This is a genomic window from Micromonospora sediminicola (assembly GCF_900089585.1).
In the GTDB taxonomy this organism is placed as follows: Bacteria; Actinomycetota; Actinomycetes; order Mycobacteriales; family Micromonosporaceae; genus Micromonospora; species Micromonospora sediminicola.
The window spans coordinates 501,261-527,461 of sequence record NZ_FLRH01000003.1 but is presented as its reverse complement, the minus strand read 5'-3'; the positions used below and the strand labels follow the sequence as shown (position 1 = coordinate 527,461).

Sequence of the window (26,201 nt, the reverse complement as noted above, 5' to 3'; positions counted from 1 at the left end):
CGGCGGGCCGGTCGCCGGCCCGCCGGAACCGGTCAGGCCCTCGGGGTCGCCGCGGCGGCCAGGTGGGCGTCGAGGACGTCGAGCAGCTCCGGGTTGCGCTCGTAGTCGAACTTGCGGGCGAAGTGGGCGCCGCTGGCCAACGCCCGGGGCAGGTCGTCGGCGGTGAGCGACTTCGGGTGGTTGAACGTGCTGTTCCGGAAGTCGAAGTAGCGCTTGCAGTCCGGCACCAGGTTGAACCGGTCCGCGCTGCACACGATGGTCTGGAAGACCGCCTCCACCGGCGAGAGGCAGTGCCGGAAGTAGTCGACCACGTCCGGCCGCCGGTCGAAGTATTCCCGCAGGTAGGCCACCACCGGCCAGGTCAACGACGAGAACGCCGACCCGCCGTGCAGCCGCAGGTCGGGCCCGAACGGGGTGCGGGCCCGCCGACCCACCACCAGCCCGTACGACACGTGCACCCGCATCAGCGGCTGGATCCGGTTGACCGCCTGCACCGGCCGGAGCAGCTTCTTGGCCCGCGGGCTGAGCCCGCGCAGCCGACGGTGCTGGAAGTGGTAGCGGGAGCGGACCCGACGTTGCGGCCAGTGGCTCTCCGGACCGAACGCGTCCCAGTACTCCATGAACCCGTCGGCGCCGGAGCCGATCAGCTCGGCCTCCGCCTGGTCGAGCGGACGGATCGGGTAGTCCTGACCGGTGATGTTCACCAACCAGTCGACCTGCACACCCTCACCGTTCAGCCAGTCCACGGCCGCCATGTAGCGATCGACGTGACTGAAGTCGCCGTAACCACCCTCGTGGTACTGAACCGTCACGTCGCGTAGTGTGCGCAGCTCGGAGAGGTCGAGCGGAGCCCCGTTCACGTCATGGCTGATGTGCACGATACTGTCCGGACTGTACCGCTTCACCGCGTGGACCAGCCTGGTCAGCTGGTCGGGCGAACGGTGACTCTGGATGTGATAGCAGAAGCGCACCAGTGCATTATCGTCCCGGCACCCTCCGGGCAGAAGTGGCGGACCCTCGGCGACTTCCACTCTCCGCTCCGATCAGGGAGACTCAGAATTCACCGTGGCGCGGACGTCCCACGGCTGACTGGCCGGTCCGGTCGAAAGGGAGCGACACACTCCGATGCCCTCACCTCACCGCCCCGATGTGCAGCACGACGCGGACGGGCCCACGCTGATGTCCTACCTCGAGTGGCTCCGCCGCCGATGGTGGATCCTCGCGCTCGCGGCCCTGCTCGGCATCGGATCGGGTCTGCTCGTCACCAAGCTGCAGACGCCCACCTACACCTCCACCACGTCGGTGCTGGTGCGCCAGGTCGGCCCCGACGCGGTGCCGGGCACCAAGGTCAACCTCGACACCGAGGCGCAGGTGGTCCGCTCCCTGGTGGTGGCCGAGCGGGCCCGCGCCCTGCTGAAGACCAGCACCAGCAACGAGGACCTGGTGCGGTCGCTGTCGGTCACCGTGCCGCCGAACAGCCAGGTGCTCCAGATCTCGTACGAGGGCACCACGCCGCAGGCGGCGCAGAACGGCTCGCACTCGTTCGCGCAGGCGTACCTCGACCTGCGGCTCGCCACGGCGGCCAAGGCGGTGGAGAACGAGATCACCTCGATCACCCAGCAGATCGCCGAGGTCAACAAGCAGCTGACCGCGACCGCCGGCAAGATCGCCGCGGCGCCGGCCAACTCCGCCGCCCGGGCCCAGGCCGAGGCCAGCAAGCAGGTCCTCACCAACCAGCTGACCCGACTCAACGAGCGGCTCAGCCCGCTGCAGGACAACGCGCCCGACGCCGGCCAGATCATCTCCGACGCGGCCCTGCCCCGGAAGCCCAGTTCGCCGAACCGCACGCTGAACCTGGCCAGCGGGATGGGCGCCGGGCTGCTCTTCGGCATCGTGCTCGCCCTGGTCCTGGACCGGCTCGACACCCGCGTCCGGCGGGGTCGTGACGTGACCGCCCGCACGGGCCTGTCGACGCTGCTGGAGCTGCCGCTCCGCGCGCCGTCGCTGAGCATCCTGCCGCCCACCCACCGGGTCTCGCGTGAGTTGGGCCGGCTGCGCAACGTGCTGCTCTCGATCATGTCGGAGCCCCGGCCGGGGCGCGGCCGCCAACTGCTGCTCACCGACACCTCGCCCGGCCCGGCCGCCGGTTTCGTCGCCGGTAACCTGGCCGCCGCGTACGCCCGCACCGGCGCCCAGGTCGCGATCGTCACCACCCGGCCCGACTCGCCGCTGACCGCCATGTTCGGCGGGGCGAAGCCCCGGCACACCCTCGCCGACGTGCTGCGGCACGACGTCGGCGCGCTCGCCGCGCTCACCCCCGCCCCCGGGCTGAACACGCTGCGCGCCCTGCTGCCCGGCGAGCTGGACACCGACGTGGAGCTGCCGGTCGCCACCATGCTGGGGATCCTCGACGAGCTCGCCGACCGCTTCGACCACGTGCTGATCGAGACCGCCCGACCCACCCAGGCCGTCGAGGCGCAGGCCCTGGCCCGGCACGTCGACGGAGTGATCCTCGTGATCGAGAGCGGGCGGACCCGGACCAGCGAGATCACCGCCGCCCTCCAGCAGTTCGAGCAGGTGGACGCGCCGGTGCTGGGCAGCGTGATGGCGCCCCGCCTGCCGGAGCAGGCCGGCAGCCCGGCCGCCGGCGGTACCCCCGCCGCCGAGAACCAGCGGGACGAGCGCCGGCCGTCGCCCCGACCGCGCCCGGAGCCTGTCTTCCGCCCGGGTGGTGGCCAGCCGACCAGCGACAGCACGATGATCCTGCCCCGGCCGGTCGGCTCGTCGTCCGGTGGTTCCGCCCCGCGCAAGCCGGCCCCGGGCCCTCGCAAGCCGACCTCGAACCCGAACCCGGCCCCGAGCGCCGTGCCCGCCGCCAAGCCCGGCCCGCCCGCGCCGGTCCAGGCCGGCGGCGCGGTCCGGCAGCCGCCGTCCACCGTCTACCGGTCGAAGCGTGACATCGACGGTGTCGACGGCCAGGGCCGGCTCTCGATGGCCTTCGACCCGGTGGAGGACCAGGAGTGAGGCTCCGACGGTCTGTCGTGGCGTCGGCCGTCGGGGTGCTGATCGTCGCGCTGGGCGCCGCGTGCAGCGACCCGCCGCCCCCGGGTGCGACCGACCTGGTCGACCCGGGCACCCCGGCGCCGAAGCCCAGCCCGACGCCCAGCCTGCCGGCGGGGCCGCTCTCCGGGCAGCCGCTGACCCAGCCGGGAGTGGAGGCGCGGCAGGCGCTGGCGGTGCCGATCCGGGTGAGCGAGTCCGGCACCGCGACCGGCCTCGACGCGGCGGACCTGGTCTACCAGGAGTTCGCCGAGTCGGGCAGCCTGCACCTGAGCGCGGTCTACCAGTCCCGCGACGCCGCGAAGATCGGCCCGGTGGCCGAGATCCGCCCGGTCGACATCCGCAGCGTCGGCGTGCTCCGCCCCTGGCTCGGCTACGACGGTGGTCCCACCGGTTTCGTCAGCCAGCTCAAGGCCGCCGACCTGAGCGGCGTGACGCCGGCGCAGCGCAGCTCCGCGTTCCCGGGCGGAAACACCTCCACGACGGCACTGCGGGCCACCGCGCCGAAGGGCGGCGCCGCACCGGCGCCGCTGTTCGACTACGCCACCACGGGCACGGCGCTGGCCACCCGGGACGTCGCGCCCGCCAGCAAACTCACCGTCTCGGCGTCCGGTCACCGCACCCAGACCTGGACGTACGACCAGGCGAAGCAGCAGTGGTCGGGACGGGTCGGCAAGACCTCCGTGACCGCCGCCTCGGTGGTCGTGCTCACGATGGAATACCGGACGCTGAACGTCCGCAAGCCCAGCCCGCGCTCCCTGCCGAGCGCCAACGTCTACGGCAAGGGCGCGGCCCTGGTCGTGTCCGGGCCGTCGAGCGCCAAGGCGCAGTGGAGCAAGCCCGGGCAGAAGCTCGTCTGCAACGTCACCGACCTGGCCGGATTCCAGGTCCGCCCGCAGCCGGGCACCACCTGGATCGTCTACGCGCCGACGACGGCCCGGGTAGCGGTCACATGAAGACGCTCGTCCCGCTCCAGCCCTCGCGGCCGGAGCCGGTGCCGAGTGATCCGGTGCCGACGGGGGCGCCGGCCGGCGTACGCGCCGCCGGACGTCGAGGTCTGCCCACCGCGTGGCCGCTGATCGCGCTCTTCGTGCTCTACCCGGTGTGGTGGGCGCTCGGCCTGCCGTCGTTCATCTTCGCCATCCTCGCCGTGCCGATGGCGTTCCAACTGCGCCGGCGCGACCGCATCCGGGTGCCCCCCGGCTTCGGGTTCTGGCTGATCCTGCTCGCCTGGGTGGTGCTCTCCGGGCTGATGCTGGACGTCACCGCGCCGAACACGCTGGCCCCGGACGGTTTCGGCCGGTACATCGGCTGGGGCATCCGGGTGATGAACTACACGGCGCTGACCATCACGATGCTCTACGTGCTCAACCTGAGCGAGAAGGAGCTGCCGCGGATCCGGATGCTGCGGCTCTTCGGGTTCCTGGCCGTGGTCACCGTGATCGGCGGCTACGTCGGCGCGCTGCTGCCCGACCTGAAGTTCACCGCCCCGCTCAACTACATCCTGCCCGACGTCATCGCCAAGGAGCCGTTCGTCAACCGGCTCATGCACGTCGAGGTGGCCCAGGTGCAGGAGGTGCTGGAGGGCGAAGCCAGTTCCCCGCGTCCGGCCGCCCCGTTCGAGTACACGAACACCTGGGGCGAGAACATGGGCATCCTGCTCATCTGGTTCCTCGTCGGCTGGGTGGTGTACGGCCGAGGGCTGCGCCGGCTCGGCGGATACCTGATGGTGGCCGCCGCGATCTTCCCGATCGTGTTCTCCCTCAACCGCGGTCTCTGGATCGGGCTGGTGATCGCCGCCGTCTACGTCGCCCTGCGGCTGGCGCTGCGCGGCCGGATCGCGGTCCTCGCCGGCATGGCGCTGGCTACCGCGCTGGCCGGGGTGCTGGTGCTGGCCTCACCGCTGGGCGGGCTGCTCGACGAGCGGATGCAGAACGGGCACAGTGACGAGATCCGGGCCACCCTGTCCAACGGGGCGGTCGAGGCGGCCAACCACTCGCCGGTGCTGGGTTACGGCGCCAACCGGGCGCTGATCGGCAGCAACCGGTCGATCGCGATCGGCAAGTCGGCCGACTGCCAGCAGTGCGGCAACCGGGAGCTGGGCAGCAACGGGCAGGTCTGGAACCTGCTCGTGGGCCAGGGCTGGGTCGGCGCGTTCTGCTACAGCGCGTTCTTCCTCTGGTGCCTGTGGCGGTTCCGACGCGACCATACCGCCATCGGCATCGCCGGCAGCGCGGTGCTGATCCTGATGCTGTTCTTCCAGTTCCTCTACGGCGCCCTGAACACCACGCTGGCGTACGGCCTGATCAGCGTGGCGGTGCTGGCCCGCAACGACCAGTACCTGCGGACGCTGCGCCGGGAGGCGCTCGCCGCGGTGGCGTCCGCCGTGCCGACCAACCGACGGGAACGGACCCGCTGATGACCGCAACCCCACGAGTCGATGACGCGCGCGCGGCGTACCTGCCCGAGCTGGCGGCCGTGGTCTGGCCGGAACCGGCCGGCCCGACGCTGCGCCGCGGCGGCGCCGGCTACGCCGTGGTGCCCTCGGCCGCGCGACCCCGGCTGCTGGTGCCCGCCGGCTCGCGGCGGGCCGCGGCCAGCGCGGTCCGGCACTCGACGGAGGCGGTGGGTACGAGGGCCCGGCTGCGCCGGTCGCTGCTGGCCACCGCCTTCCGCACCGGTCTCGGCCGGCTCGCCTTCCGGGACCGTCTCCAGGTCGGGGCGACCGGCGGAACGCTGGAGGAGCACCTGACCGAGGTGCTCGGCCGCCCGGCGTTGCTGAGCGTGCACATCGGTCCGGCCCGCGCCAACCGCAAGCCGGTGATCCAGCTGCTCGACGACCACGGCCGACCGTTGGGGTACGCCAAACTGGGCGTGGACCCGCTCACCCGTGGCCTGGTCGACGCCGAGGCCGAGGTCCTGCGCCGGCTGGCCACCGTCGACCTGCCCGGGATCGTGGTGGCCGACGTGTTGCACCACGGCGCCTGGGGCCCGCACGCCCTGCTCGTGCAGAGCGCACTTCCCGTGGGGCTGCCCCGGGCGACGCCGGCGGCGGCCGCCGAGCGGGAACGCGAGGCGATGGTGGCGGTCAGCCGCTGCCTGGGCGTCGACCGCCGACCCCTCGCGGGCAGCGGCTACGCCGACCGTCTCGCCGCCGAGGTCGAGGCGCTGGGTGACCGGCCGGAGACCGCGCGGCTGCGCGCGGTGCTGGCCACCGTCGTCGACCTCGACCCGACGCTCGACCTCGGCGCCTGGCACGGCGACTGGAACGGCGGCAACAGCGCGGCGCTGGCCGACGGGCGGATGCTCGTCTGGGACTGGGAGCGGTTCGCGGCGGGCGTGCCGGTCGGCTACGACGCGCTGCACCGACGGCTCCAGACGGCGATCACCAAGGCCGGGGTGGAGCCGACGACGGCGGCCCGCGAGCTGCTGGGCGGGGCGGCGGGCACGCTCGCCCCGTTCGCGCCGCCGGCCCGCACCGAGGACCTGGTGGCGGTGCTCTACCTGGTCGAGCTGGCCGCGCGCTACCTGCGCGACCGGCAGGCCGAGGCCGGCGCCCGGCTGGGACACGTGGCCGCCTGGCTGTTGCCGGCGGTGGAGGATCACCTGGCGACCCGGCCGGGTGCGGGAGGAGTGCTGAGATGACGCTGGCCAAGGCCAAGGCCCGACGGGCCGTGCGGTCGGTGACGCGGACGGTCGGTCGGTGGACGGCGAACTCGCGGATGACCCCCGACTTCCTGATCGTGGGCGCCCAGCGGTGCGGCACGACGTCGCTGTTCAAGACGCTCTCCCAGCACCCGGGCGTGCTGCCGGCGGTCTACCACAAGGGCGTCCACTACTTCGACACCGGCTACGACCGGGGCATGGACTGGTACCTCGGGCACTTCCCGACGAACCGCCGGGCCGAGGCGGTACGCGCGCAGCTCGGTGTGCGCGGGGTGACCGGCGAGTCGAGCCCGTACTACATGTTCCACCCGCTGGCCGGTGAGCGGATCGCCGCCGACCTGCCCGAGGTCCGGCTGCTGGTGCTGCTGCGCGACCCGGTGGAGCGGGCGTACTCGGCGCACGCGCACGAGTCGGCCCGGGGCTTCGAGTCGGAGACGTTCGAGCGGGCACTCGAACTGGAGCAGAGCCGGATCGCCGGCGAGCGGGAGCGCCTGCTCGCCGACCCGACCGCGCACAGCCACCACTACCAGCACAACGCCTACCTGACCCGGGGGCAGTACGTCGAGCAGCTGGAGCGGCTGGAGTCGATCTTCGGGCGGGACCGGCTGCACGTGATCGACGCCGACGACTTCTTCGCCGACCCGCGGCCGGCCTTCGACGGGGTCTGCGACTTCCTCGGCCTGCCGCACTGGGCGGACATCTCGTTCGGCAAGCACAACTCGCGGTCCCGCTCGGCGATGGACCCGGAGCTGCGTGCCCGGCTGGAGGCGCACTTCACGCCGTACGACGAACGGCTCGCCGCCTGGTGGGGACGCGTACCGTCGTGGCGACGGTAACTCCCACCCGACCGGCGGCGGGCGCCGAGCTGGGCGGGGCCGCCCGGCACGGGGTGCTGAACCTGCTCGGCGTGGCGGTGGCGGCGGTCGCCGGCTTCGGGCTGAACATCGTGGTCACCCGTGGCTGGTCGATGGCGGACGCGGGTCTGTTCTTCGCCGCCACCAGCGCGTTCATGATCGCGTACGCGGCCGCCCGCCTCGGCACGGGCATCGGCTCGGTCTACTTCATCAGCCGCTACCGGACGCTGGGGCAGCCGGAGCGGATCCGGGCCTCGGTGCTGGCCGGACTGCTTCCGCTGCTGGTCATGGGCGTTCTGCTCACGACGGTCGGCTGGCTGTTCACCCCGCGGATCGTCGAGCTGACCTTCGCCGAGCCGGTCCCGGGCGCGGTGCCCGCGCTGCGTGCGCTGCTGCTCTTCGTACCGGTGGCCGCGCTCTGCGACTTCACGCTGTCCGCCTGCCGGGGCTTCGGCAAGATGCGTCCGCTGCTGCTCATCGAGCGGCTCGGCCGCACCCTGCTCCAGTTCCTCGCCGTGCTGGTGGTCGCCGTGCTCGGCCTCTCCGCCACCACGGCGCTGCCGCTGGCGTGGGCGCTGCCGTACGTGCCGGCCGCGCTCGCCGCCGTGTTCTGGCTGGCCCGCCTGGTCCGGCGGGCGGAACGCTCGGCCGGCCCGGACGCGCCGCCGCCGGTGAGCTGGCGGCAGGAGTTCGTCCCGTACTGGCGGTACAGCGGGCCGCGCGCGTTGAGCGGGCTCGCCCAGATGGTGGTGCAACGGCTCGACATCGTCCTGCTGGGCGCGCTGCGCGGGCTGTCCGAGGCGGCGCTCTACACGGCGGCCACCCGGTTCCTGACCCTCGGTCAGCTCTCCGGTCAGGCCCTGTCGACCGCCGTCCAGCACCGGCTGGCGGAGCATCTGGCCCGGGACGACCGGGCCGCGGCCGGACGGCTGTACCAGGCCGCGACCGCGTGGCTGGTGCTGCTGGCCTGGCCCGCCTACCTGCTGTTCGCCTCGTTCGCCGAGCCCATGCTGTCCCTGTTCGGCTCCGGTTACGACGCCGGGCGGACGGTCACCGTCTACCTGGCCCTGACGATGCTGGTCGCCACCGGCTGCGGCATGGTCGACACCGTGCTGAACATGGCCGGGAAGACGGCCTGGACGTTCTACAACGCGCTCTCCGGCACGGTGGTCAACGTGGTCGCCAACGTGCTGCTCATCCCGCGCTACGGCGTCATGGGTGCGGCGATCGCCTGGTCCGCGTCCATCCTGATCACCAATCTGGTGCCGCTGGTCCAGCTGCACCGCGCGTTCCGGCTGCATCCGTTCGGTCGGGGCACGCTCACCGCCGCCGGGCTGGCGCTGGCCTGCTTCGGTGCGCCGTCGTTGGCGCTGCACGCGGTCACCGATCCGGGTATGGCGTCCCTGCTGGTGGTCGCCGCACTGGGCGGCGCCGGCTACGCCGTGGCGGTCTGGCGGCTCCGTGGCGTGCTCCAGCTCGACGCCCTGCGGGCGCTGCGGCGCAACCGGGGGCGATGACCGGCGACTCCACACGACATCGACCACCGGCCCGGCCGGTGGCACCAACACGGGGAGGCACGGCAATCATGAAGTGGGTCCGCAGTTCGGCGGCGCTCCTGATCGGAGCGACACTCGCCCTGACCGCCTGTCAGCGGGAGGCGCCCGCGCCCCTCACCCCGGCCCCGTCGACCGGCGGTCAGACCGCGCCGGTGAAGCCCCGGCCGGTGGGCGGCCTGGAGACCACCGGGCGGGGCCCGGAGATGCCGGCGCAGGGTGCCTGGCTCGGCGCGTGGGTGAAGCCGACCTGGCAGACGCCCGACGGTCGGGTCAGCGCCCTCACCGCCTTCGGCGAGCAGACCGGCGGCAAGGTGACGTTGGCGCACATGTTCCACGAGTGGGAGGACGACTTCCCCGGCCCGACCGAGAACGCGTTCCAGGCCGCCCAGATGCTGCAGATGATCTCCTGGTCCGGCGCGGACACCCGGTCGATCAGCGACGGCGTGTACGACCAGCTGATCCGGCAGCGGGCCAAGAAGATCAAGGACTTCGGGGTTCCGGTGCTGCTGCGGTGGCGGTGGGAGATGGACCGGCCCAACCTGCGCCAGAGCGTCCGGTCGCCCGAGGACTACGTGGCCGCGTGGAAGCACATCCGGGCCATCTTCACCGAGGAGGGGGCCACGAACGCCGGCTGGGTGTGGTGCCCGCACGTGCTCGGCTTCGTGGACTCAAGCCGCGACGCCGCCGCCTACTACCCTGGTGACGACCAGGTCGACTGGCTGTGCACGGACGTCTACCCGGGCAAGAACTACGACGGCTTCGCCGAGCAGATGGACACCTTCATGGCCTTCGCCCGGCAGCGGCCGCGACCGGTGCTGATCGGCGAGTTCGGCGTCACCCACGACGGCGGGCCGGGCCAGCGGGCGGCGTGGCTGCGGGAGGCGCGCACCTACATCAAGCAGCACCCGCAGATCAAGGCGGTGGTCTACTTCTCGGCCAAGCAGACCAAGGGCACCACGTACGACAGCACCTTCGACGACGACCCGGAGGGTCTGGCCGCGTACCGCGAGTTGGCCGGCGACCCGTACTTCTCGGCGCCCGCGCCGACGGCCACGCCGGGGGGCCCGGTGAACTGACCTCCACCGTTCGTGTGGCCGGTTCACCTCTCCCGGTATCCGTCAGGTCGTGTGGACGGGTATAAAGGTCATCCGGGGTGGACGCCATAGCTGAAATGCGGAATTGTGTGCCCATCACGCGTCAACCGGCCGTGCGCCCCCGATCGGCGACCCCTGCACCCCTCGTCCGATCGGCCGGGCCGGCCACCTCGTTCTCCGTCACTCCTCCGGAGCTGCCCGTGCTAAATCTTCCCGCGACCACGCGCCGATCATTCGCGCTGGTCACCGCCGCCTTCCTCGGTGTCGGTGGTGTGCTGTCGGCCAGCCCCGCGCTGGCCGCACCGGACCACAGCACCATGGTCAGCAGCGCCCCCGCCACCACCACGCCGAACATCAAGGACGGCGCGGTCTACGCCATCTACGACGCCGGCAGCAAGGTGATCGCGGGCGGGTCCTTCACCGAGGTGCGCAACCGCGACAAGTCCCAGGACATCCCGCGCACCAAGCTGCTCTCCTTCGACAAGGCCACCGGCATCGTCGACCCCGCGTTCGCGCCCGTCATCGACGGTGACGTCTCGGCCGTCGTCGCCGGGCCCACCGCCGGCACGGTCTACATCGCGGGTTCGTTCAACACCGTCAACGGCGTCAACCGCCGGAAGCTGGCGCTGCTCAACATCGCCGACGGCTCGCTGGTCACCACGTTCAAGGGACCGGCCTTCAACGGTCTGGTCAACGACATCGTCAAGGTCGGCGACCGCCTGCTGGTGGGTGGCATCTTCACCACCGCGGGCACCGGCGTGAACCGCGGCGGCCTGGCCTCCATCGACGCCAGCACCGGCGCGGTGGACGACTACCTGACCACCAACCTGACCGAGAACCACAACTGGACCGAGGGCAGCACCGGCACCGCCAAGGCGGGCGTGGGTCCGGAGAAGCTCGCCGTCTCGCCCGACCGCAAGCAGATGGTCGTCATCGGCAACTTCAAGAAGGCCGACGGCGTCGTGCACGACCAGATCGTCCGGATCAACCTGGGCGACAGCGGAGCCACCGTCGCCGACTGGAACACGGACGGCTACTCCGGCGCCTGCAAGTACGCCGCGTTCGACTCGTGGGTCCGCGACGTCCAGTTCTCCCCGGACGGCAAGTACTTCGTGGTGGTCACCACCGGCGCGTCCTACCCGGGCACGCTCTGCGACTCGGCCGCCCGCTGGGAGGCCGACGCCACCGGTGGCGGCCAGCAGCCGACCTGGACCAACTTCAGCGGCGGTGACACGTTCCTCTCCGTCGGCATCAGTGAGAAGGCCATCTACGTCGGTGGTCACTTCCGCTGGTCGAACAACCCGATCGCCCGCGACAAGGCCGGACCGGGCGCGGTGCCGCGGGCCAGCATCGCGGCCCTCGACCCGGCCAGCGGCCTGCCGCTGTCCTGGAACCCGGGGCGCCACCCGCGCGGCTACGGCGTGACCGAGATGATGGTCACCCCGCAGGGTCTCTGGCTCGGCAGCGACCAGGACTACATCGGCGCCGGCGAGCACCTGCGCAAGAAGATCGCGTTCTTCCCGCTGGACGGCGGCGACGCACCCCACTCGACCAGCACCAAGGGCCTGCCCGGCGACGTCTACCAGGCCGGCCGGGCGGCGCAGACCGAGGTCCTCTACCGGGTGAACGCGGGTGGCCCGGCCATCCCGGCGACCGACGGCGGCCCGGACTGGGCGGCCGACACCGACGCCGCGCCGAGCCCGAACCACAACGGCGGCAACAGCGCGAAGGCCTACACCACCAACGCCACGTTCGACAGCACCGTGCCGGCGAGCACCCCGGCGACGCTGTTCAACACCGAGCGGTGGGACCAGTCGACCGCGCCGGACATGCAGTGGGACATCCCGGTCGCGGCCGGCACCCGGGTCGACGTCCGCCTCTACCTGGCCAACCGCTACAGCGGCACCGCCACGGTGGGCAAGCGCAAGCTCGACGTCACCATCGACGGCGTGCTCAAGCTGAACGACTTCGACCCGGTCGCCGAAGCCGGTGGCACCGACCGTGGCACCATGCGGTCCTTCTCGCTGGTGAGCGACGGCGTGGTCGACATCGACTTCGGCCGGGTGCTGGAGAACCCGCTCATCCAGGGCATCGAGGTGGTCAAGACCGCCCCGACGCCGGACGCCTCGGACGTGCTCTACCGGGTGAACGCGGGCGGCGACCAGCTGGCCGGCGCGAACGGCCCGGCCTGGGCCGGGGACTCGCTGGCCGCGCCGAGCACCTACCACAACGACGGCAGCACGGTCACGACGTACACCACGAACGCCTCGGTCGACGCCACCGTCCCGGCCGGCACCCCGGTCGAGCTGTTCAACAGCGAGCGGTGGGACCAGACGACCACGCCGGACATGCAGTGGGACTTCCCGGTCCCGGCCGGCACGCCGGTGCAGGTGCGCCTCTACCTGGCCAACCGGTACGCCGGCACCGCCACCGCGGGCAAGCGCAAGTTCAACGTGAGCATCGACGGTGTGCTCAAGCTGAACAGCTTCGACCCGATCGCCGCGATCGGCGCCACCAACAAGGGCACCATGCGGGCGTTCTCGATCACCAGCGACGGCAACATCGACATCGACTTCGGTCGGGTCCTGGAGAACCCGCTGGTGCAGGGCATCGAGATCGTGAAGCTCCCGCCGGTGCCGCCGGCCACCACGGTGGACAGCATCACCAAGCGGTCGTACGACGGCGCGACGACGGTCGGCAACGCGATGTCGGTGGCGAACCCGGACAACACCCGCTGGTCCACCGTCAAGGGCGCGTTCTGGGTCGGCGGTGACCTGTTCTACGGCGTCGGTGGCGACCTCTACAAGCGCTCCTTCGACGGTGCCGAGTTCGGCAGCCCGAAGAAGCTGGACCCCTACCACGACGCGAAGTGGGACACGGTCATCACCGGCTCCGCGCCGGAGGGCCAGACGTACGCCGGCATGACGGTCAACTTCGCCGCCGAGCTGCCGAACGTGACCGCGATGTTCTACAAGAGCGGCCGGCTCTACTACTCGCTGGCCGGTCAGAGCACCCTGTTCTGGCGCTATTTCACGCCGGACACCGGCACGGTCGGCGCGGAGCGGGCCACGGTCGCCGGCACCACGGCGTTCGCCGACGCGGGTGGTCTGTTCCTGGACGGCGACAACCTCTACGTCGTCTCCCGGACCACCGGCAACCTGTCCTCGATGGCGTGGTCGGACGGCGTGCCGACCGGCTCCGCCACGGTCCGCAGCGGTCCCGGCGTGGACGACGTGGACTGGCGCGGCACCGCGGTCTTCGTCGGCCCCTGACCGGGGCGGACACGACCTGACAGCACCGCAAGCGACGATGGCCCGGCCGGTATCGGCCGGGCCATCGCCCGTTTCGGGCCGGGTCAGGTCCCGGTCGGCGCGTGCTCCCGCGCCCACACCCGCATCAGGTCCCGCACCGAGATCACCCCGGCGACCTCCCGGCCGTCGAGCACCACCAGGTGGCGGAATCCACCCCGGGCCATCGCCGCGGCCGCCTCCTCCACCGTCCAGTCCGGGCCGGCGTAGACCACGTCCCAGGTCAGGTGGGCACCGGTACGCTCGACGTCCGGGTCGAGCCCGGCGCCGATCGCCTTCAGCACATCGCGCTCGGTCATGATCCCGACCCCCTCGGAGTCCGGGTCGATCACGACCGCCGACCCGACACCGCGGGCCGACATCATCCGGGCCGCCTGGCGGAGCGTGTGCTCCGGGCCGACCACGAGAACCTCACTGGACATCGCTTCCCGAACCTGCATCACACATCACTCCTGTGGGACGGCGACTGGGTACGGACATGGTGGGCCATCGATGCGTACCGGGACAAGAACGGGCATCGCCGGAATCGGTGCGGATGGCTACTGTCGGAGGGTGCCCACCGAGCCCCTCCGCTGTGCCGGCGCGCTGATCGTCGACGACGACGGCCGCATCTTCATCCAGCGCCGGTCCCCCGAGCGGCGCATCTTCCCCAACTGCTGGGACATCGTCGGCGGCCACCTCGAACCCGGCGAGGAGATCGACGACGCGTTGCGTCGTGAGGTCGCCGAGGAGACCGGCTGGGCGGTGTCGCACGTGCTCGGCCTGGTCGGCGAATACCGGTACACAGCCGACGACGGGCTGGCCCGGGTCGAGACCGACTTCCTGGTCCGGGTGGACGGCGACCTCAGCCGGCCCCGGCTGGAGGCCGGCAAGCACACCGAGTTCCGCTGGCTGGCCGAGTCGGACGTCGCCCTGCTCGACGAGCACCGGGACGTCAACGACGGCTTGATCCGCCGGATCGCCGAGGACGGCTTCGCCGCCCTCCGTTCCATCGGGCTGTAGGGCGATCACGGGCTGCACCACGGCCGTCCGGCCGCCGACGATATCCTCGCCACGTGGAATCCGGTCGAGAAGAGGAGCGTGTCGGCATGATCGGGATGGTGCTCGCCGCCGGTGCGGGGCGCCGGCTGCGGCCGTACACCGACACCCTGCCCAAGGCCCTGGTGCCGGTCGACGGGGAGACCACCATCCTCGACATCGCGCTGCGCAACCTCGCCGAGGTGGGGCTGACCGAGGTGGTGATCGTGGTCGGCTACGCGGCGGACGCGGTCCGGCAGCGGCAGGCCGACCTGGAGCAGAAGTACGGCGTGACGCTCACGCTGGTGCACAACGACAAGGCCGAGGAGTGGAACAACGCGTACTCGCTCTGGCTGGCCCGGGAGCACTTCGCCCGCGGCGTGCTGCTGGTCAACGGCGACACGGTGCACCCGGTGAGCGTGGAGAAGACGCTGCTGGCCGAGCGTGGCCCCGGCATCCTGCTGGCCGTCGACACGCTCAAGGCGCTGGCCGAGGAGGAGATGAAGACCACCTTCGACGCCGCCGGCCAGCTCACCCGGATCACCAAGCTGATGGACCCGGGCGAGGCGTACGGCGAGTACATCGGCGCGACGCTGATCGAGCCGCAGGTGGCCGACGCGCTCGCGGACGCGCTGGAGGCGACCTGGCGACGCGACCCGAACCTCTACTACGAGGACGGCTACCAGGAGTTCGCCGACCGGGGCGGCGAGGTGCGGGCGGCGCCGATCGGTGACGTCTCCTGGGTCGAGGTCGACAACCACGAGGACCTGGCCCGGGCGCGGGAGATCGCGTGCCGCTACTAGCCCGTAGCGTCCTCACCCCGCTGCACATCGACGTGCGGCGGGGCGCGGTGGCGGACCTGGCGGCGATCCTCTCCGACGGCCGGATCTCGGCCGGCGGCGACGTCGCCGTGGTGGTCGGTCCGGGGCAGGGCGAGAAGATCGCCGAACTGCTCCGGCCGTCGCTGCGTTCGGCGGACGTGTTCACGGTGGCCGGGGGCACCCTGGACGCCGCCGACGAGCTGGGCGGCAAGCTGCGCGCCCGCTCGTACGACGCGGTGGTCGGCATCGGTGGCGGCAAGACCATCGACGTGGCCAAGTACGCGGCCACCCGGCGCGGGCTGCCGATGGTCTCGGTGGCGACGAGCCTGGCCAACGACGGCATCGCCTCCCCGGTGGCGAGCCTGATCACCGAGGGCCTGAAGGGCTCCTACGGCGTGCACATCCCGATCGCGGTGATCGTCGACCTGGACTTCGTGGAGGCCGGCCCGGAGCGGCACAACCGCGCCGGCGTGGGCGACGTGGTGAGCAACATCAGCGCCCTGGCCGACTGGGAGCTGGCCCGTACGGTCCGCGGCGAGCCGTTCGACGGGCTGGCCGCCTCGCTGTCGCGGGCCGGCGCGGAGGCGGTGCTGAACCATCCGGGCGACATGACCGACGACGGATTCGTCACGGTCCTCGCGGACGCGCTGATCTCCAGCGGTCTGGCGATGGCCATCGAGGGCACCAGCCGCCCGTGCAGCGGCGGCTGCCACGAGATCATGCACGCGGTCGACGCGCTCTTCCCCGGCACCGCCTCGCACGGCGAGCTGGCCGGGCTCGGCGCGCTGTTCTGCACGTTCCTTCGTGGCGACGAGCGCCGGTTCACCGAGATGTCGGCCTGCCTGGCCCGGCACGGGCTGCCCCGGCTGCCGGCCGAGGTGGGGTTGACCGACCACCAGTTCGTCGAGGCGGTGCAGTTCGCGCCGGCCACCCGACCGGACCGCTACACCATCCTCGAACACCTCGCGATGTCGTCTACCGAGACCCGGGAGCGGCTGGCAGACTACGCCGGTGCCCTCCGCGACCACCTTGGCTGAGCCCCGTCCCACCGTCGCCGACTTCCACCGGGTCAACCGGGGCGGCGGCCTGTTCAGCGAGTCGATCAGCCAGTGGATCGGGGCGGCCTTCGCGCTGGTCGCCCAGCGCCTGGGGCTGCGCCCGACGGCGCTGACGCTGACCAACCTGGTGTTGGGGCTGGGGGCCTCGGTGGCAGTGGTCGCGCTCGCCGACGATGTGGCCGCCGGCTCTGTCCCGGCCTGGCTGGTCGGGCTGGTCGCCCTGGTCGGCTGGCAGGTCGCGTACGCGCTGGACTGCGCCGACGGGCAGCTCGCCCGGGTCACCGGTCAGGGCAGCGCGGCGGGCGCCCGGGTCGACGTGCTCTGCGACGTGGCCGCCCAGATCGCGCTGGTGGCCGCGCTGTCCGCCACGGCCGTGGCGCAGCGCCCGTCCACCCCGGTCTGGCTGGTCGCGGTCTTCGCCGGCACCTGGATGGTCAACCTGGTCACCTCGGTGATGCAGGCGGGCCCGAACGCGGCCAGCATGGTCACCTCGACCTCGTTCCCGGTGCGTGTGGTGAAGTTGGTCCGCGACTACGGCGCGGTGATCTTCCTGGCCGGGCTGGTGCTGGTGTTCGCGCCCGCGCTCGCGTTCTGGGTGGTGGTGGCGTTCACGGTGGTCAACGGCGGCTTCCTGCTGGCCAGCATCGCGTTCTCCGCCCGCGCCTCCCTGCGCTGAGGTGTAAGGAGGGGCCCCTTCTTAACGCCTCGTGCATAAGAAGGGCCCCTTTTTCACAGCGGTCAGCTCGAGAGCCGCCGGCCGGCCAGGCCGGCGTAGATGTCGATCAGGCGCTTGGTGATCACGTCGGGGTGGAAGGTCCGCTCGTAGCGGCTCCGCGCCGCGCCCGCCCGCACCGGCGCCTCGGCCGTGGCCAGCGGCAGGGCGGCGGCCAACGCCTCGACCTCCGGCGCCACCACCCAGCCGGCCTCGCCGCGCTGCACCCCCGACGGCAACGCGACCCGGCCGTCGCCCGGGGCCGCCGTGGCCACCTCGGCCGGACCGGTGCCGGCGGGCTCGCGCGGGGTGTCCGCGCCCACCAGGTACGGGATGCCGCCGAGCGCGGTACCGAGCACCGGCCGGCCGGCGGCCAGCGCCTCGATGATCACGGTGGGCAGCACGTCGTGCCACGTCGAGGTGGCCAGCACCACGGAGCTGTCGGCCAGCGCGGCGCGCACCCCGGCCCGGTCGAGCTGGCCCAGGTAGTGGATGTCGGGCCGCTCGGCGGCGGCCTCCTCGGCCAGCGGGCGCAGCTCGCCGTCACCCGCGATGCGCAGCGGGCCGAGCGTGCCCACCGGGTGCCGCCGCCACGCCGCCAGCAGCAGGTCCAGCCCCTTCTCCGGGCTGAGCCGGCCCATGAAGAGGAAGCCGTTCCCGACCGGCGCCGGGGTGCCCGGGTCGGGCACGGCGTTGGGTTTCACCACGATCCGCTCGTCCGGGATGCCGTAGTCCCGCAGATGGTCGGCGACCGCCGTGGTCAGCGCGATGAAGCGGTCCACCGACTTCCAGGTGGGCCGGTGCACGGCGAGCGTGGTGGCCATCAGCGCGCTCTGCGCCCGGGAGTTGCGGTAGCAGCGGTGCACGACCGCCGGCACGCCCAACGCCCGGCCGCGGCAGTCCTGGCAGATCACGCCGTCGCGGAAGTAGAGGCCGGAGGAGCACACCTGCCGGTAGTTGTGCACCGTCTGCACCACCGGCACGTCGTGCCGGTGCGCGGTCCGCACCACCCAGGGCGAGAGCAACGGGTACGGGTTGTGCAGGTGCAGCACGTCCGGCCGGTGCTCGGTGAGCAGGCGGTCGAGGTCGTGCTGGGCCTTCGGGGCCCAGATCGGCGAGATCGGCAGCAGCGCCTTGGCGGCCCTGGACATCGACGGGATCTCGTCGGAGCTGCGCAGGAACGGCAGCACCTCCACGCCGGCGGCGGTGAGCTCGGCGATCTCCGCGTCGACGATGGTGTTCTCGCCGGAGGGCTGAGCTTCCCGGTACCGGTTGTGCGCCACCACGATTCTCACGGAGCTTGCCCTTCGTTCGCGACTGTGCCGATCTCTGCTCGCGACTGCGAGGCTCGCAAGCTCACTCCTCGCGCTCGCGCATGGGACTCGCAAGCTCATTCCTCGCGCTCACGGAAAAGAAGGCTACCGTTGTCCCGTGCCTGAACTACCGGAGGTGGAAGCGCTCGCCGGTTACCTGCGCGAGCGGGCGGTGGGGCGGCGGGTCGACCGCTTCGAGGTCGCCTCGATCAACGCGCTGAAGACGTACGACCCGCCGCCGAGCACGGTCGCCGGGCGGACGGTCACCGGAGCCGGCCGGTACGGCAAGTTCCTCGACGTCCGCTTCGACGAGGGCCTGCACCTGGTGGTCCATCTGGCCCGGGCGGGCTGGCTGCACTACCGGGAGGCGTTCGCGTCCACGACGCCGCTGCGGCCCGGCAAGGGACCGATCGCGGTGCGGGTCCGCCTCGACGACGGGTCCGGCTTCGACCTGACCGAGGCCGGCACGCAGAAGAAGCTGGCCGCCTACCTGGTCACCGACCCGGCCCAGGTGCCGGGCGTGGCGAAGCTGGGTCCGGACGCGCTGGAGGCGGACCTGCCCATGTTCGCCGAGCGGCTGCGCAGCCGCCGGGGGCAGGTCAAGGGCGTGTTGACCGACCAGGCGGTGCTCGCCGGCGTCGGGAACGCGTACTCGGACGAGATCCTGCACGCGGCGCGGCTCTCCCCGTTCGCGATCACCGACCGGCTGACCGACGACCAGCTCGCCACCCTGCACGCGGCGACCCGGACGGTGCTCGGCGACGCGGTGCGGCGGTCGATGGGGCAGCGGGCCGCGGAGCTGAAGGGTGAGAAGCGCTCGGGCCTCAAGGTGCACGCCCGGAAGGGCCTGCCCTGTCCGGTCTGTGGCGACACGGTGCGGGAGGTCTCGTTCGCCGACTCGAGCCTCCAGTACTGCCCCACCTGTCAGACCGGCGGCAAACCGCTGGCTGACCGAAGGTTGTCCCGTCTCGTACGGTGAGTAACCGCACCCGCCGACTACTGAGCGGAATCGTCCGGCGATCGCCGAAGGTCCCGGTCGCCGGCTCTACCCGAGCCGCCATCCATCGGTATAGTGGCTCGGTCCCCGGCTTCACAACTGACTCGGAGCCGGCCAGATCCCCACGGGCAACGTGGGAGACTGGGACGGTGAGCGACCCGGGTCCTCACGGCGAGTGAGGACGCGGGTCATGCGGGAGGACATGGGTTGAGGTGACGACAAGCCTCCAGCGCCCGGTAACCGACACAGGCCGGAGCAAGAGCGTGCGGCACGTCGACAGCTTTGAGATCCAGCCGCCGACTCCGCCGTCGCACAACGGCGTACCCCGGTCGGCGTGGGCCCGCGCCCGGCGTCGGGTCTCCCGTTGGCACCGCCCCTACATCGCCGCTCTGCTGCTGCTCGACTTCGGCGCGGCGGCTCTCGCCAGCTTCCTGGCGGTGCAGATCTTCGAGCAGGCCGACTCCGGCTTCCGGGACGCGCCCGCCGCCTGGTTCTACACCGTGGCGTTCCTGCTGCTGCCGCTCGGCTGGGTGCTCATCCTCTGGGGCAACCGGACGTACGACCGGCGCTACCTGGGGCTCGGGCCGGACGAGTACAAGCGGGTGATCCGCTCCGGCGTGGCGGTCGCCGCCACCGTCTCGTTCCTGGCCTTCGCCACCAAGACGACGCTGTCCCGGTGGACCGTCGGGTTCGCGCTGCTCGGCGCCATGCTGCTCATCCTGTTCGGCCGGATGATCGCCCGGGCCTGCCTGCACGCGCTGCGCCGCCGCATCGGTCAGGCCGGGCACCGGATGGTGCTGGTCGGCACGCTGCCGGAGTGCCTGGAGGTCTTCACCACGGTCACCCGCAACCCCAACGTCGGTCTCGTGCCGGTGGCCATCCACCTCACCGACGGGTACGCCGCCGCGCGGGGCATGGAGACGCCGGTGCCGGTGTACGCCGGCCGCGACGTGCTGGCCCTGGTCCGGGAGGTCGGCGGCGACACCATCGCGGTCTGCGGTTCGGCCAGCGCCGAGCCGGGCGAGCTGCGCCGGCTGGCCTGGCAGCTGGAGGGCTCCGGCGTGGACCTGGTGGTCGCGCCCCAGCTCACCGACATCGCCGGTCCCCGGGTGCACATCCGCCCCATCGAGGGCCTGCCGCTGCTGCACGTCGAGGAGCCGACGCTCTCCGGGCCGGCGCTGCTGGTCAAGAACCTGATGGACCGGGTCGCCGCCGGCCTGGGCCTGCTGCTGCTGACCCCGCTGTTCGCCGCGATCGCGCTGGCCATCCGGATCTCCGACCCCGGTCCGGTCTTCTTCCGGCAGCCCCGGGTCGGGCACGAGGGGCGTACCTTCCGGGTCTGGAAGTTCCGCACCATGTACGTGGACGCCGAGGAGCGGCTGGCCGGCCTGGTCGACCAGAACGAGACCGACGGCATGCTGTTCAAGATGAAGCAGGATCCCCGGGTCTTCCCGGTGGGCCGTTTCCTGCGGGCCTCGTCGCTGGACGAGCTGCCCCAGCTGATCAACGTGCTCTGGGGCGAGATGTCGCTGGTCGGCCCGCGTCCGCTCCCCGCCGACGACGGCGACTTCCTGGGCGATGTCCGGCGCCGGCTGCTGGTGCGCCCGGGCATGACCGGGCTGTGGCAGGTCTCCGGCCGCTCCGACCTCTCCTGGGACGAGGCGGTCCGGCTCGACCTCTACTACGTCGACAACTGGTCGCTGGCCTACGACCTGAGCATCCTGTGGCGGACCGTCGGGGTGGTGCTGGCGCGCAAGGGCGCGTACTAGCCTTCGCTGCGTGGGTGGCAACCTCTCGGCCGTCTTCGCCGTCGTCTCGCTGGTCACCGCGTTGGCCGCGGCGCTCTGGGCGGTGCTGCGCCTGCGTGCCCGGCGGGGCATCGCCACGGCCACCCAGCGGGCCACGTACGAGGTGCTGCACACGGCGGGCCTCGCCGCGGAGCCGCTGCGCGCGGGCCTGAGCACCGCGGACGCGGCGAAGGCCGTACGCCATCTGCGCGCCCTGGTGGGCGCGGCGGGCCTGGCGCTGACCGACCGGGACGCACTGCTGGCCATCGACGGGCGCGGCGCGCACCACACCGACCAGCTGGTCGCGGCGGCCCGGCGGGCGGTCGGCAGCGGGCGCTCGACCGTGCTGCACGAGTCGGAGTTGCACTGCGACCTGGTCGACTGTCCGGTGCGCGGCGCGGTGGTGGCGCCGCTGAGCGCGGACGGGCGGGTGGTCGGGGCGCTGGTGGCGGTGGCCGACGAGCGACCGGCGCCGGGCCTGGTGCAGGCCACGCTGGAGACCGCGCACTGGGCGGGGGACCAGCTCGCCCTGGCCGAGTTGGACTCGTCGCGGGAGCGGCTGGCCCGGGCCGAGGTCCGTGCGTTGCGCGCGCAGATCAGCCCGCACTTCATCTACAACGCGCTGACCGCGATCGGCTCGTTCGTGCGCACCGACCCGGAGCGGGCCCGGGAGCTGATCCTGGAGTTCGCCGAGTTCACCCGCTACTCGTTCCGGGCGCACGGGGAGTTCACCACGCTCGCCGAGGAGTTGCGCTCGATCGACCGCTACCTGACCATCGAGCGGGCCCGCTTCGGCGAGCGGCTCCAGGTGCGCCTGCAGATCGCCCCCGAGGTGCTGCCGGTGACGTTGCCGTTCCTCTGTCTCCAGCCGTTGGTGGAGAACGCGGTCCGGCACGGGTTGTCCCGCAAGCCGGGCACCGGCATGGTGAGCATCGAGGCCCGGGACGCGGGCGCCGAGTGTCACATCACGGTGGAGGACGACGGAGTGGGGATGGATCCGACGACGCTGACCGCCGGCATCGCCGAGGTCTCCGGCGCGGGCAGCGACCCGGCCGACGACCCGGGGCAGCACGTCGGCCTCTCCAACGTCGACGAGCGGCTCCGGTCGGCCTTCGGGGACCGGTTCGGCCTGGTCGTCGAGACCGGCCTGGGCTCGGGTACGAAGGTCAGCATGCGGGTGCCGAAGTTCCATCCGGGCGTCCGGGTGTCGTCGTGAGCGAGCGGAGCGAGCGAACCGGGTCGGCGTGGTGAGCGCCTCCGGATTCCTGCGGGTGCTGGCGGTCGACGACGAGCCGCCGGCGCTCGACGAGCTGGCCTACCACCTGCGCGCCGATCCCCGGGTGGCCCGGCTGCACACCGCCGGGGACGCCACCGAGGCGCTGCGGGTGCTCCGCGACGACGACGTGGACGTGGTGTTCCTCGACATCCGGATGCCCGGGCTGGACGGCATGGAGCTGGCCCGGGTGCTGCGCCGGTTCGCCCGGCCGCCGGCGATCGTCTTCGTCACCGCGTACGACGACGGCGCGGTGGACGCGTTCGACCTGGGCGCCACCGACTACGTGCGCAAGCCGGTCCGCGCCGAGCGGTTGGCCGAGTCGCTGCGCCGGGTGATCGGCTCGCGGGTGGTGCCGTCGCACCCGGCGGCGCTGGCCCGGGCGGAGGAGGATCCGACCATCCCGGTGGAGCTGGCCGGGACCACCCGGATGCTGCCCCGGTCGGCGGTGCGCTGGGTGGAGGCGCAGGGCGACTACGCCCGGCTGCACACCGCGGAGGGGTCGCATCTGGTCCGGGTCTCGCTGGCCACGCTCGCCGAGCGCTGGGCGGATGCGGGGTTCGTCCGGATCCACCGCTCCTACCTGGTGCAGCTGCGGCTCATCGCCGAGCTGCGGTTGGTCAACTCCGGTTACGTGGTGGTGATCGACGGGAGCGAGCTGCCGGTGAGCCGCCGGCACACCCGCGAGTTGAAGGACAAGTTGGTCCGCGCCGCCAAGCAGGACTGGAGCCGCTGACGCCCTGACGTACAATGTACGGCAGACGGTACGAGAGAGCGGAGAGGGCATGACCGACGACCGCTTCGACCCGGGCGCCGAATTCGACCGCCAGCTCGACCACCTGGTCCGGCTCGGTTACCCGGCCCTCGCCGGGCGCGCCGAGGAGGCGTTCCGCACCCTGCTCAGCCCGCTGCGCGACGCGGCGGTCGCCGGCGCCGTCGGGTTGGCCGCCCCCACCGACGCGCGAGCGCCGTTCCTGCTGGTGACCACGCGGGAGCTGACGCCGGTCCCGGAGCGGATCGCGCTCACCACGCTCGCCGGCCGACGCAAGCCCGGCGTGCTGGACCGGAACTTTCCCGCCGACGACCTGCCCACGTTCCACCCGATCAAGGAGCTGGAGGTGCCGCCCGGGCCGGCGTACCTGCTCTTCGACGTGGACCGCGGCGAGGAGTACCGGAACCAGACACCGTCGGCCGCGCTGGAGGACATGACCGCGAAGGGCCGGCTGCCGATCACCATCGACGAGGGACTGGCCCTCGTCACCCTGCGCCCGCAGGCGCTGGCCAGCAACCGGTGCTTCTCGCTGGTCGGTTCGCGCTGCGGCGACAAGCGGGTGCCGGCGCTCTGGATCAGCCAGGGCGCGCCGAAGCTCGGCTGGTGCTGGTTCGGCAACCCGCACACCTGGCTCGGCTCCGCCACCGCCCACCCGGTCCGGGTCGGCCTGGAGTGAGTCCACAGTCGATCCCGCCGGTACGGCTGATCGATGCCTGTCACACCTTGTCGCTATCCTTTCCGAGCCGATCCCGGACGGGGCGCGGGGGGCGGCGTGGGCGGAGCCTGCGTGGGGTCGCCCCGACCACTCTCACGTTGGGACGCAGATGCGTTTTGCCCTCGCACGTCGTGCCGCCGCGGCGGCCGTCGTCACCGGCCTCCTGGTCCTGCCCGGGGTCACCCCGGCGCAGGCCGCGGAGACCAGCACGGTCAGCGGACGACTGACCACAAGCGCCGGCGCCGGTGCGGCCGATGCCCAGGTCGAGGTGTTCGACGCCGACAGCTACGCCACGGCGGGCTGGACCACCACCGACGACGACGGCCGCTGGTCGGTCGGTGGTCTGGACGCCGGTCGCTACATCGTCGGCTTCCACCCGGTCGACCGCCCCGACCAGTACTACCGGCAGAAGGCCATGATCTGGGACGCCGACCCGGTGACGGTCGGCAGCGGCGAGAGCGTCACCGCCGACGACCAGCTCCGCGCCACCGGGCTGCTCACCGGGCGGATCACCGACGCCGCCGGCGCACCCGTCGCCTGGCTGAGCGTCTTCGCCGACGAGTCCGAGAACTCGGAGCACGCCTACGGGTCGACCGACGAGGACGGCCGCTTCCGGATCGCCGCCGTCCCCGGCAGCTACACCCTCTCCTTCCGGCCGATCGAGGGCTCCTACCAGACCCAGTACGTCCCCGGGAAGCTCGACGAGGTCGACGCCGGCCGTTACCGGGTGACCGCCGACGAGGAGACCGTCGTCGACGAGACGGTGCTGCCCACCGGCAGCCTCACCGGCCGTTTCACCACCGCGGCCGGCGAGCCGCTCGCCTCCGCCCAGGTCGCGGTGAACACCGCCAACATGTACGGCGGGGTCGACACCCAGACCGGGGCCGACGGCACCTTCACCGTCCCGGCGCTGCTGGCCGGCTCCTACAAGGTGCGCTTCGAGGCCGGCGACCGGACGCAGTACTACCGCGGCAAGCTCGACTACACCGACGCGAACCTGGTGGTGGTGCGGGGCGGCCAGCGGACCCGGATCACCGACGCGCTGGTCGGTACCGGATCCGTGCGGATCCGCGCCGTCGACTCGGTCAGCGGCGCCCCGGTGGCCGACTTCTGCGTCAACTCGGACGAGACGTGCAGCGGAGGCACCGGCGTCGTCACCCTCACCGGCCTGCCGCAGGGCCGGCACGACCTCTACCTCCACTCACCCGACGGCCTGCACTTCGCCCGCCAGCTCACCGGCGTGAAGGTGGTGGCCGGCCAGACCACCGAGGTCGCTCCGAAGCTGCGGCCGGGCGCGGCCATCAGCACCACCATCGTCGACCGGGCCACCGGGCGGCCGGTGGCCGACGTCTGCCTCGACGCCTTCCTGCCCAAGCAGGCCAGGCTGGTGGACGGGCACGGCAACTGCAGCGACCAGGCCGGTCGGATCCGGGTGGGTCCGCTGGCCGCCGGCACCTACCGGCTCTTCGCCGACCCGGGCCAGACCTCCTACGGCCGGCAGTGGGTGGGCGCCGAGGGCGGCACCGGTGACGAGCGGCAGGCCGCCACCGTCGCCGCGACCGTCGGCACGGTGACGGCCGGGCCGCAGGTCCGGCTCGATCCGGCCGGCCGGATCACCGGCACGGTCACGGACGCGGCCACGGGCAAGCCGGCGAACTCGGTCGACGTCTCGGTGCTGACCGGTCACCCCGGTGTGGGTGTCAACGATGCCACCACCGACGAGCAGGGCCGGTACACGCTCGACCGGCTCGGCCCGTACGACTGGCCGGTGGTGTTCGGCGCCCACCCGTACGCCCCCCACTGGTCCGGTGACGCGGTCAGCCGCTACACCGCCACGCCGGTGACGGTGACCGCCGGCGGCACGGCGACCCACGACACCACCATGCGGGCGGGCACCACGGTGACCGGCACGTTCACCGACCCGGACGGCGCACCGTTCACCAGCGGCTGGGTCATCGCCCGCAGCGCCGACACCGGCGACATCGCCGGCGCCGGCTGGATGTCCGACGGGCGGTTCACCATGCGGGTCACCGGCAAGCAGCGCGTCTACTTCACCTACGACGTCAGGCTCGCCGACCAGGACTACTCCGGCCGCTACCTGGTGACCGGCGCGGACGGCACCCGCAAGCTGGGGCTGTTCGTCGTGCCGGCCACCGGCACGCTCACCGCGGACCTGGTGGTCCCGACCAGCTGATCCG

21 protein-coding genes are annotated in these 26,201 nt (G+C 72.4%); 18 read left to right on the top strand and 3 right to left on the bottom strand.

Annotated elements, in window-relative coordinates:
• Window positions 1-32: 32 nt before the first annotated feature.
• Complete coding sequence (locus GA0070622_RS02950; RefSeq protein WP_141561954.1) at window positions 33-812, bottom strand: core-2/I-branching beta-1,6-N-acetylglucosaminyltransferase family protein; 780 nt, start codon at window positions 810-812, stop codon at window positions 33-35.
• 337 nt (window positions 813-1,149) lie between these two features.
• Here GA0070622_RS02950 and GA0070622_RS02945 point away from each other — a divergent pair, with 337 nt between their 5' ends.
• The 8 genes from GA0070622_RS02945 to GA0070622_RS02910 all read left to right on the top strand — a co-directional run bounded on the left by GA0070622_RS02945 (window position 1,150) and on the right by GA0070622_RS02910 (window position 13,502).
• Window positions 1,150-3,024, top strand: coding sequence for a Wzz/FepE/Etk N-terminal domain-containing protein (locus GA0070622_RS02945; protein WP_245666110.1), 1,875 nt, complete (start codon window positions 1,150-1,152; stop codon window positions 3,022-3,024).
• Complete coding sequence (locus GA0070622_RS02940; RefSeq protein WP_091568093.1) at window positions 3,021-4,016, top strand: DUF3048 domain-containing protein; 996 nt, start codon at window positions 3,021-3,023, stop codon at window positions 4,014-4,016. The genes GA0070622_RS02945 and GA0070622_RS02940 overlap by 4 nt, the downstream gene beginning before the upstream one ends.
• Entirely contained in the window at window positions 4,013-5,479 is a 1,467-nt protein-coding gene (locus GA0070622_RS02935) for an O-antigen ligase family protein (protein WP_091568089.1), read from the top strand. Before GA0070622_RS02940 ends, GA0070622_RS02935 begins: the two co-directional genes overlap by 4 nt.
• Entirely contained in the window at window positions 5,479-6,705 is a 1,227-nt protein-coding gene (locus GA0070622_RS02930; protein ID WP_091568086.1) for a hypothetical protein, read from the top strand. Before GA0070622_RS02935 ends, GA0070622_RS02930 begins: the two co-directional genes overlap by 1 nt.
• Window positions 6,702-7,562, top strand: a complete 861-nt coding sequence (locus GA0070622_RS02925) for a sulfotransferase domain-containing protein (RefSeq protein ID WP_091568082.1) — start codon at window positions 6,702-6,704, stop codon at window positions 7,560-7,562. The genes GA0070622_RS02930 and GA0070622_RS02925 overlap by 4 nt, the downstream gene beginning before the upstream one ends.
• Window positions 7,550-9,097: a lipopolysaccharide biosynthesis protein gene (locus GA0070622_RS02920; RefSeq protein WP_245666109.1), complete on the top strand. Its 1,548-nt coding sequence runs from the start codon at window positions 7,550-7,552 to the stop codon at window positions 9,095-9,097. The genes GA0070622_RS02925 and GA0070622_RS02920 overlap by 13 nt, the downstream gene beginning before the upstream one ends.
• Window positions 9,098-9,165: 68 nt before the next feature.
• Window positions 9,166-10,212, top strand: a complete 1,047-nt coding sequence (locus tag GA0070622_RS02915; protein WP_091568076.1) for a glycoside hydrolase family 26 protein — start codon at window positions 9,166-9,168, stop codon at window positions 10,210-10,212.
• Window positions 10,213-10,430: 218 nt separating this feature from the next.
• Window positions 10,431-13,502 (top strand): malectin domain-containing carbohydrate-binding protein, encoded by a 3,072-nt coding sequence (locus GA0070622_RS02910; protein ID WP_245666108.1) that lies wholly within the window; start codon window positions 10,431-10,433, stop codon window positions 13,500-13,502.
• Window positions 13,503-13,585: 83 nt separating this feature from the next.
• On the opposite strand, the gene GA0070622_RS02905 is transcribed toward GA0070622_RS02910, so the two are convergent.
• Window positions 13,586-13,978, bottom strand: coding sequence for a CBS domain-containing protein (locus GA0070622_RS02905; RefSeq protein ID WP_091568068.1), 393 nt, complete (start codon window positions 13,976-13,978; stop codon window positions 13,586-13,588).
• 112 nt (window positions 13,979-14,090) lie between these two features.
• Here GA0070622_RS02905 and GA0070622_RS02900 point away from each other — a divergent pair, with 112 nt between their 5' ends.
• The 4 genes from GA0070622_RS02900 to GA0070622_RS02885 all read left to right on the top strand — a co-directional run bounded on the left by GA0070622_RS02900 (window position 14,091) and on the right by GA0070622_RS02885 (window position 17,110).
• Entirely contained in the window at window positions 14,091-14,540 is a 450-nt protein-coding gene (locus GA0070622_RS02900; RefSeq protein ID WP_245666107.1) for an NUDIX domain-containing protein, read from the top strand.
• A gap of 86 nt (window positions 14,541-14,626) precedes the next feature.
• The gene (locus GA0070622_RS02895; protein ID WP_091568060.1) at window positions 14,627-15,358 is read left to right on the top strand and encodes a phosphocholine cytidylyltransferase family protein; all 732 of its coding nucleotides are present in this window, start codon (window positions 14,627-14,629) and stop codon (window positions 15,356-15,358) included.
• Entirely contained in the window at window positions 15,346-16,413 is a 1,068-nt protein-coding gene (locus GA0070622_RS02890; RefSeq protein WP_091568057.1) for an iron-containing alcohol dehydrogenase family protein, read from the top strand. The genes GA0070622_RS02895 and GA0070622_RS02890 overlap by 13 nt, the downstream gene beginning before the upstream one ends.
• On the top strand, window positions 16,388-17,110 hold the full coding sequence (locus GA0070622_RS02885) for a CDP-alcohol phosphatidyltransferase family protein (protein WP_091568054.1): 723 nt from the start codon (window positions 16,388-16,390) through the stop codon (window positions 17,108-17,110). The genes GA0070622_RS02890 and GA0070622_RS02885 overlap by 26 nt, the downstream gene beginning before the upstream one ends.
• 62 nt (window positions 17,111-17,172) lie before the next feature.
• On the opposite strand, the gene GA0070622_RS02880 is transcribed toward GA0070622_RS02885, so the two are convergent.
• Window positions 17,173-18,441: a glycosyltransferase family 4 protein gene (locus GA0070622_RS02880; RefSeq protein WP_091568051.1), complete on the bottom strand. Its 1,269-nt coding sequence runs from the start codon at window positions 18,439-18,441 to the stop codon at window positions 17,173-17,175.
• Between the two features lie 136 nt (window positions 18,442-18,577).
• Between GA0070622_RS02880 and GA0070622_RS02875 the strand changes: the two genes are divergently transcribed.
• The 6 genes from GA0070622_RS02875 to GA0070622_RS02850 all read left to right on the top strand — a co-directional run bounded on the left by GA0070622_RS02875 (window position 18,578) and on the right by GA0070622_RS02850 (window position 26,197).
• Window positions 18,578-19,438: an Fpg/Nei family DNA glycosylase gene (locus GA0070622_RS02875; protein ID WP_091568049.1), complete on the top strand. Its 861-nt coding sequence runs from the start codon at window positions 18,578-18,580 to the stop codon at window positions 19,436-19,438.
• A 281-nt stretch (window positions 19,439-19,719) separates the two neighbouring features.
• Window positions 19,720-21,225: a sugar transferase gene (locus GA0070622_RS02870; protein ID WP_091568043.1), complete on the top strand. Its 1,506-nt coding sequence runs from the start codon at window positions 19,720-19,722 to the stop codon at window positions 21,223-21,225.
• Window positions 21,226-21,235: 10 nt separating this feature from the next.
• Window positions 21,236-22,459 (top strand): sensor histidine kinase, encoded by a 1,224-nt coding sequence (locus GA0070622_RS02865; RefSeq protein ID WP_091568039.1) that lies wholly within the window; start codon window positions 21,236-21,238, stop codon window positions 22,457-22,459.
• A 31-nt stretch (window positions 22,460-22,490) separates the two neighbouring features.
• Window positions 22,491-23,252, top strand: a complete 762-nt coding sequence (locus tag GA0070622_RS02860) for a LytR/AlgR family response regulator transcription factor (protein WP_091576795.1) — start codon at window positions 22,491-22,493, stop codon at window positions 23,250-23,252.
• A gap of 49 nt (window positions 23,253-23,301) precedes the next feature.
• On the top strand, window positions 23,302-23,964 hold the full coding sequence (locus tag GA0070622_RS02855) for a DUF5701 family protein (protein ID WP_091568035.1): 663 nt from the start codon (window positions 23,302-23,304) through the stop codon (window positions 23,962-23,964).
• 148 nt (window positions 23,965-24,112) lie between these two features.
• Window positions 24,113-26,197: a carboxypeptidase-like regulatory domain-containing protein gene (locus GA0070622_RS02850; RefSeq protein WP_091568031.1), complete on the top strand. Its 2,085-nt coding sequence runs from the start codon at window positions 24,113-24,115 to the stop codon at window positions 26,195-26,197.
• Window positions 26,198-26,201: the final 4 nt, after the last annotated feature.

Coding starts and splice junctions, on each gene's coding strand:
- GA0070622_RS02930 (WP_091568086.1), top strand. CDS start 5,479: ATGACCGCAACCCCACGAGTCGATGACGCGCGCGCGGCGTACCTGCCC.
- GA0070622_RS02905 (WP_091568068.1), bottom strand. CDS start 13,978: ATGCAGGTTCGGGAAGCGATGTCCAGTGAGGTTCTCGTGGTCGGCCCG.
- GA0070622_RS02850 (WP_091568031.1), top strand. CDS start 24,113: ATGCGTTTTGCCCTCGCACGTCGTGCCGCCGCGGCGGCCGTCGTCACC.
- GA0070622_RS02895 (WP_091568060.1), top strand. CDS start 14,627: ATGATCGGGATGGTGCTCGCCGCCGGTGCGGGGCGCCGGCTGCGGCCG.
- GA0070622_RS02855 (WP_091568035.1), top strand. CDS start 23,302: ATGACCGACGACCGCTTCGACCCGGGCGCCGAATTCGACCGCCAGCTC.
- GA0070622_RS02935 (WP_091568089.1), top strand. CDS start 4,013: ATGAAGACGCTCGTCCCGCTCCAGCCCTCGCGGCCGGAGCCGGTGCCG.
- GA0070622_RS02925 (WP_091568082.1), top strand. CDS start 6,702: ATGACGCTGGCCAAGGCCAAGGCCCGACGGGCCGTGCGGTCGGTGACG.
- GA0070622_RS02915 (WP_091568076.1), top strand. CDS start 9,166: ATGAAGTGGGTCCGCAGTTCGGCGGCGCTCCTGATCGGAGCGACACTC.